8 protein-coding genes are annotated in these 6,547 nt (G+C 55.3%); all 8 read right to left on the bottom strand.

Annotation, left to right across the window (positions count from 1 at the left end):
* Positions 1 to 253, bottom strand: a 253-nt coding sequence (locus DW922_RS11700; protein WP_147353379.1) for a helix-turn-helix domain-containing protein, incomplete at its 3' end; no start/stop codon positions are given.
* 154 nt (positions 254 to 407) lie between these two features.
* Entirely contained in the window at positions 408 to 566 is a 159-nt protein-coding gene (locus tag DW922_RS11695) for a Maff2 family mobile element protein (RefSeq protein ID WP_003500126.1), read from the bottom strand.
* Positions 567 to 655: 89 nt separating this feature from the next.
* Positions 656 to 2,479: a VirD4-like conjugal transfer protein, CD1115 family gene (locus DW922_RS11690; RefSeq protein WP_107001181.1), complete on the bottom strand. Its 1,824-nt coding sequence runs from the start codon at positions 2,477 to 2,479 to the stop codon at positions 656 to 658.
* The gene (locus tag DW922_RS11685; protein WP_107001182.1) at positions 2,476 to 2,946 is read right to left on the bottom strand and encodes a PcfB family protein; all 471 of its coding nucleotides are present in this window, start codon (positions 2,944 to 2,946) and stop codon (positions 2,476 to 2,478) included. Before DW922_RS11685 ends, DW922_RS11690 begins: the two co-directional genes overlap by 4 nt.
* A gap of 91 nt (positions 2,947 to 3,037) precedes the next feature.
* Positions 3,038 to 4,087, bottom strand: coding sequence for a hypothetical protein (locus tag DW922_RS11680; RefSeq protein ID WP_107001183.1), 1,050 nt, complete (start codon positions 4,085 to 4,087; stop codon positions 3,038 to 3,040).
* Between the two features lie 14 nt (positions 4,088 to 4,101).
* The gene (locus tag DW922_RS11675) at positions 4,102 to 4,815 is read right to left on the bottom strand and encodes an antirestriction protein ArdA (RefSeq protein WP_107001184.1); all 714 of its coding nucleotides are present in this window, start codon (positions 4,813 to 4,815) and stop codon (positions 4,102 to 4,104) included.
* Positions 4,816 to 4,819: 4 nt separating this feature from the next.
* A complete protein-coding gene (locus tag DW922_RS11670) occupies positions 4,820 to 5,905 on the bottom strand; it encodes a DNA cytosine methyltransferase (protein ID WP_107001185.1) in 1,086 nt (361 codons plus the stop codon).
* Positions 5,892 to 6,248, bottom strand: coding sequence for a hypothetical protein (locus DW922_RS11665; protein ID WP_009901612.1), 357 nt, complete (start codon positions 6,246 to 6,248; stop codon positions 5,892 to 5,894). The genes DW922_RS11670 and DW922_RS11665 overlap by 14 nt, the downstream gene beginning before the upstream one ends.
* Positions 6,249 to 6,547: the final 299 nt, after the last annotated feature.

The following is a 6,547-nucleotide window of genomic DNA, read 5'->3' as shown; positions in this document are numbered from 1 at the left end:
TCTTGGTTTCAATTCGCTCATGTTCCTTACCTCCTGTGGAAGCAGGCTCGTCTGGTACTAACTCAATCACATCGGTAATCTCACAATTCAGCGTTTCGCAGATACGGGCTAATGTATCCATGCTGATGTGCTTTCCCTCTTTGCTCATGTTGGCAATCATATTTGTTGTCATACCAGCGGCAAGCCTTAAATCCTCTTTTCTCATATCACGCTCTAACAGTGTGTGCCAGAGTGGTTTATAGCTGATGTGCATATTGTTTTCCTGCCTTTCTATCCATACCACCGGAGCGGCTGCCCCGGCAGGAACTTTTCTCTTATTATAGCACCAATCTTGTGAAATCACAATTTATTCTTGTAGCCTGCCGCTGATACCGTCTGGATTGGCTTTTCCTTTCTTTTTGTTCCCTTTAATTAGCCATGAACTGCTTAATGCCCTGTGATTTTGCCGCAGGGTTGTCCGACCCGTAACCTTCCAGAAGGTTGATGACACCCCACACCGCCAGACCGGCGCCAAGAGCCATGACCAGAATTTTAAGAATGTCGATTGCCTGATTGAAAAATTCCATATACGTTCCTCCATTTTGTTTGTTTGATGGTTTTGGGTACAAAAAAAGCCGCCCACATCGGCGGCGCTTCGGGTCATCATGGCCCGAAGTTACACGAACTCGTCGCTGTCCAGATCATCGAAGTTCAACAGGTCAGCTTCTTCGTCCGTGTCGGAGCCGTCCACTTCGTACACCGTGTATTCGTCCTCCGGCTTTAGTCTCAATGGCCGGTGGCGGAACAGGCTTTCCAAGCGGAAGGCGTTTTTCTTTTTATCAAATTCGGCTGTGTACTTGTAATTCGGGTGCTTTTTCAAGTCATACTTCGGGGACAGGAAGGGCGGGAGCCCCCGAAGCTGCAAGATACATTTATCCCCGGGCATGGTGGTGATCTCGCTGGTAGTCATCAGCTCCCGGCCAAGCCGCTGCATATTCTGGCTGTAACTTTCAGACTGCCCCCGGCTCCGGCCTTCGGTCTGCATGGAGATGGTGGCCTTGCCCAGCCAGTTTTCCGAAATATCCTTTAGGGTGGAAGCCTCCCGGCCTCCGAGGAACACGATACTGTCCATGTTGCCCATGATGGTTTCAGAATGGTCCTTGTACAATGCCTTGCACTGGCTCATAGCCTGATAAAAGAGTGTCAGGCTGATCTCACGGGAACGGATGACAGCCACAATTTTCTCCAGCCCCGGCACCTGCCCGGTGTTGGCAGCCTCGTCCCACAGCACCCGCACATGGTAGGGCAGACGCCCGCCATAGGTATTGTCAGCCCGTTCACACAGAAGGTTGAACATCTGCGAAAAAGCGAGGGCAACCAAAAAGTTGTAGGTGGTGTCCGTGTCGCTGATAAGGAAGAACAGCGCTGATTTTTCATCCCCCAGCTTATCAAGCTCCAGTTCGTCATAGGACATGATCTCCCGAAGCTGGGGAATGTCAAAGGGGGCAAGTCTGGCTCCGCAGCTAATCAGTATGCTTTTAGCTGTCTTGCCGCTGGCCAGCTTGTATTTCTTATACTGTCTCACAGCGAAGTGCTGGGGACTGCGGCGTTCCAGCCCATCGAACATATAGTCAACCGCATTTTTGAAGGTTTCGTCATCTTCCCGGACTTCCATGCTGTTTATCATTTCCACCAGCGTATTCATGTTGCGTTCTTCCTCCGGCCCCTCAAAGACGATATAGGCCACAAGGGCGCAGTACAAAAGGGTTTCGGCTTTTGTCCAGAACTCGTCGCCCTCCTTGCCATCGCCTTTGGTATTGGCAATCAGGGCGGTAACGAATTTCAAAACATCGCTTTCCGTCTTGATATAGGCCAGCGGATTGTAGTGCATGGATTTGGAGAAGTCGATACTGTTGAACACCCGCACCCTGTATTTTTCCCTTTGCAGGAACCGCCCGCACTGGTCGAGGGTGCCGCCCTTCGGGTCTACCACCACATACGAGGAATGGGCTTGAAGGAGCTGCGGGGTCAGCCAGAACCTTGTCTTTCCCGAGCCGGACGAGCCGATGACACAGGCGTTTAGGTTCCGGGCATTGGCAGGTACCTTCGGACGGGTGTTCATGGTAAGGAACTCCGTCCCGGTTAAAATGACATTGTTCTGAAATTTAGGGTCTACAAACGGCTTTATATCCTCCTTTGTTCCAAAGCGGGCGGTGCCGTACTCCGCATCCCGCCGGAATTTTTTTGCCTTCCTGATCTTTGACTGTATCAGCAGATACATCCCAGCCGCACCGGCAAGGCCCACCAGCAGGTCAATACCGCCCAGCCCCGGCCAGTAGGTTTCAAAGGCTTTCGGGAAGGTGTCGAGCATCCCCATGAGCTTTGTCCCGAAGTCTGTGCCGGGTGCAGTCCGGTAGGCCGTCCCGATTTTGGAAAAAAACCAGAACACAAAGAGGTACGGCAGGTTGGGGAGCACATATTTTCTGATCTTGTCACTCAACGTCCGTCCTTCACCGCCTCTCTGGTCCGCTGCTTCTCCTTTGCCTGCGTCCTGATCTGCTCCGTGAATTTCCGAAGCTGGCCGAGGATAGAAGGCTTGTCCTGCTCTTTGTCCAGCACCTTTGCACTGTACTTCTGGAAGGCCGCCGTGATAGCGTCCGCCTGATTGGCTTTGAAAAACAGCAGGTAATGGCCGGGGCTCACTTTATGGAAAGCGTAGTCCACATGGAACTCCTTCGCGATCCGGTCAAAATCCTTCGGGGCTCCCACATAGGGCATGGCGCTTTTGCCGCCATAGTGGTTCATCAGCTTTTTCACACTCTGGCGTCCCTGTGGGGTCAGCGCCTTCCGGTGGTGCTTTTGCAGCGTCCGCACCACCTTCCCAAGAGCGGCAGCCAGCACTTTTCCCGTGAGCTTCGTTGTCCTGATCGAAAGGGCAACCGTTTTTTGGTTTACTTCTTCCTGCATAAAACCTCCTTTCCGTCGGGGTTCCCGCTATCCGGGAGGCCCCCGTACAATCTCGGCGAACAGAAAGCCTCGGGCCAATGTGGCCCGAGGCTTACCGCTCGGCATCCCTGCCGGACGGAGCTTTCTTTTCCGGCTCCGTCTGGACTTTTTCGCCCTGTTCCCGCATGGTCTGCAAGATAGAGGGCTTCTTTTGAAGCTGGGAGGGCTTTTCGCCGGACAGCGGCTTGATACATTCCAGCCGGTCAGCCGCCCGGATGGCGTTGTCCGTGAGCTGCCTCTGCCATGCACCCACGCTGGGAGCCCAACGAAAGCCGCTGCTTTTCAGCTCGGCCCGGGTGTCCGCGTCAGGCTTTCCGTCAAAGAACACCTGCAAGCGGTTGTCCTCCCGGTTCATTTCCACACGACCCCCATCGAACTCCCAGCCGGAAAATTCCTGCTGTGCCTGTTTGGAAAGCTGTTCGATACGGGCCTTTACCCGGCGGATCTCCGCGTTGTTGTTGGTAAGCTGGTAGCTTTCAAAGGGCCTCGGGTCGCTCCGCCAGCTTGACGCCATGCTTGCTTTCAGCTTTTCGATCTGGTCCGGCGACAGCAGCGCACAGCCATCCAGTTTGCCATGCTTGCGGTAATAGGCGTTGACCTCCTTCATAATGAGCTGGGAGCGTTCCAGCCCGTCCAGCTTCTTCTGGAGCTTTTCAATCGCTGCCGGGTCATCGGCGCTGATCCCGCCCATGCCGGTACTGCGTATCTTATCCAGCAGCCCTTGAATATACTGCCATTCCTCCATGTTGCTGTCCCGGGCCCGGTTCTGTTTTTCCTTCTTCCCCACCGGGAAATTGGCAGGTCCGGCGATCATCACAGAGGGAACCCTTGCGTCAATGGCAAAGCCCTGGTTCATGTTTTCAGCCAGCTTTCGGGCATAGGTGTCTAACAAATGGTCGATCTTCTCATGGTACATGGGGGCCACCCGGGATTTCTGCTTTTCCGCTATGGCGGCGGCCTTGTCCACCATTGCCCGGTATTCCGCCGTTGCGCTCCCTTCCTTGTAGTCGGAAAAGCTGTTCATTTCCTTTGCCCGGCGGGCGGCTCCTTCATTGATAGGGTAATAGTTGATGGTATGCACCTCCTTCATGCTTCGGGCCATGCTGGCCCGAAGTCCTACCGTTCTTCATGGGAAGGCCCCGCCTTGTCCTTTTTCGGAGCGGGCGGGGCTTCTTGAAACCGTTTGAGTGCAACGAGAATGGAGTGGACAGGTTCGGCCTTTTCAGGATAGGCAAATATCCGGTGTTCCGGCGGAATGTCCTGCGGCCCGTGGTAATACTCCTTGAAGCCCTCCGGGACTGCCGACACATATCCACCGGGAGCGAATACGCCGCCCTCGTTGATACGCACATCCCGCCCGTATGCTTCATAATCGAAGTAGTTCTGAATGTGCTCCGGTATGTCGATGGTCCCAAGCTCGTCGGCGTAAAGGCGGCCCAGCCCTTCATCATCGGAAATATCCGGGTAAAAGCGGTAAAGGTCAAGGTTCTGCGTCAGGTTTATCAAATCCTTCACGCTCCGTGTGTGGTTTCCCAAGACAAGAGCGGCTTCAAAGGTTTCCAGTCCGCCCTTATCCCGTACTTCCAGCAGGGCGTGGCCCAGCTCGTTCAGCTCGTCGATGTTCTCACATTCGTAGAGATGATCGTAGAGCCCCAGCACATCGCTGTCAAAGCTGGTAAAGAACACTTCGCTGTACCGTTTCCCGTCTATCCCGATTTTGGCAAGGGCGGCCTGCAACTCCTGTGTCGTCGTGGGGAAATGTACCGTTGTCCCTACCTCAATCCCCATCAAGGGGTACAGGGCGGTGTTGGTTATATAGGCTTCAAACATGGGCTCATTCCTCCTTTCCGGCCCGGTCAGCCAGCACCTCATAGATCCCGGCCATAATGTAATCGGCGCAAGGGAGGGCAATCGCGTTCCCCAGCGCCTTGTAGCGTTGCAGAGGCCGGATCTCCACGCCGTCCGCCCCGTACTTTGTCCAGCCCTCTGGCAGCCCCATCAGCCGTTCGCTTTCCGTTTCCGTCAGAAAACGGATACAGCCGCCCTCCGGGTCGCCCTCATACCAGAAGGCGAAGGGCGTCACGTCACTGGCTAAAAGAGTGGGAAAAGGGTCAGTTGGTAATCCGAAGCTGTTTCGGAAGGCCGTTTCTTCCTGCCTTTTTGCCGCTCCCCGCATACGGAAGCACTGAAAGGGGTGGATGACTGGTATCTGCCGCCCTGTTTCAAAAGAAGCTGTTCGATCTCCTTCGGCGGCGGCCCGCCCGCCCTCTCCGCAAGGCGGAGGAAGTGGGAGCATTGGACGGGGCTTAAATAGTATGTCTGCGGCACGTCTGCCTCCAAAATCCGCCACGACGAAAATCCGCTGCCTTCGTGCCAGCCTTCGGGTGCCTGCCCAATACTGGGCGTCCATGAGCCGCCAGCACACATCAGGCGTTCCCCCTCGCACCATTCCGGCATTTCCCCATCTTCCCGAAGGAGGCATTGGAACTTCGGTGTCCGAGAAGGCGGATAGGACGGCTCTAAAGTCCATCCGGTCATTTGTAGAAAACGCTCCCATGACGTTTTCCCAAACAGCGATAGCTGGATATAGGTTATCAGTAGCATCCCTCATTTCCTGTATGATACGAAACGCCTGATAGAACAGGCTTGATTTTGCCCCGGCAAGGCCGGAGCGGTTGCCGATCAGAGAAAGGTTCTGACAGGGGGAACCGAAGGTTATCACATGGACCGGCGGGATTTTCCCGCCGTCCACCTTCGTAATATCTCCCAAATGCGCCATATCGGGAAAGTGCCTTTTGGTTATGGAGATGGGCGCTTTTTCAATCTCGCTGGCCCAGACCGGACGGATACCGCACCGGGAAGCAGCCAGAGGGAACACGCCGATCCCGTCGAAAAGGCTCCCCAGCTTAATGTCCGGCATGGCCCGGGGTGCCGTGTCCCTTCACGGCAAGCACCCCTTCCAGCGTTGTCGCCGCAATGCCCAGCCGTCCGGCAACCGCAATATCGTTTTTCACATCCTCGTCCACAACGCTGCCGCAGACGATCAGGGTATGAGAACGCCGCAGCATATCCCGGCGCATATCAATCCCGGCCTTATGTTCCTCGGGAACGCTGTCATTCAAAAACAGCGGCAGGTACAAGAGCGGGCAGATCGGGGAAAAGCCCGCCTCATAAGCAAGGCGGCAGTAGTGAGCCGCCAGCTCCATATCAACATCCGGCTCGCCGCTCCATGCGGCGGTCAGGTACGCTAAAGGTCGTTTCATTGGTTGAGCCTCCATTTCTGTTTTGGTTTAGGGAAAAGCAAGAGTTCGCCCAATCCCTCCGCCCCTTCCCCCGGGAAGGGGAACGGCTCTGGAGAATTTATATCCCCGTCGCTTGACCGGGAAAAAGCATAACCGGGAGAAATCCGTCAAGGGTGCCTCTGGCACCGCCTGCGGCGGCGCTGCCCTTGACTGATTTTCCCGGCTATGCTACGGAATAACTGGCGACGGGGAATCATTTATATCTCCAGAGCTTCGGGGCGCGGGGCAGAGCCCCGCAATCCTCGGGCCCTGCTGACCCC

Source organism: Clostridium sp. AM42-4 (assembly GCF_003480105.1).
In the GTDB taxonomy this organism is placed as follows: Bacteria; Bacillota; Clostridia; order Lachnospirales; family Lachnospiraceae; genus Brotaphodocola.
This window is presented reverse-complemented; position numbering and strand designations above follow the sequence as displayed.

Bases quoted from the DNA above. Each gene is read 5' to 3' on its own strand.
- DW922_RS11695 (WP_003500126.1), bottom strand. From the start codon at position 566: ATGGAATTTTTCAATCAGGCAATCGACATTCTTAAAATTCTGGTCATG.
- DW922_RS11685 (WP_107001182.1), bottom strand. From the start codon at position 2,946: ATGCAGGAAGAAGTAAACCAAAAAACGGTTGCCCTTTCGATCAGGACA.
- DW922_RS11680 (WP_107001183.1), bottom strand. From the start codon at position 4,087: ATGGCCCGAAGCATGAAGGAGGTGCATACCATCAACTATTACCCTATC.
- DW922_RS11675 (WP_107001184.1), bottom strand. From the start codon at position 4,815: ATGTTTGAAGCCTATATAACCAACACCGCCCTGTACCCCTTGATGGGG.
- DW922_RS11670 (WP_107001185.1), bottom strand. From the start codon at position 5,905: ATGCCGGACATTAAGCTGGGGAGCCTTTTCGACGGGATCGGCGTGTTC.
- DW922_RS11665 (WP_009901612.1), bottom strand. From the start codon at position 6,248: ATGAAACGACCTTTAGCGTACCTGACCGCCGCATGGAGCGGCGAGCCG.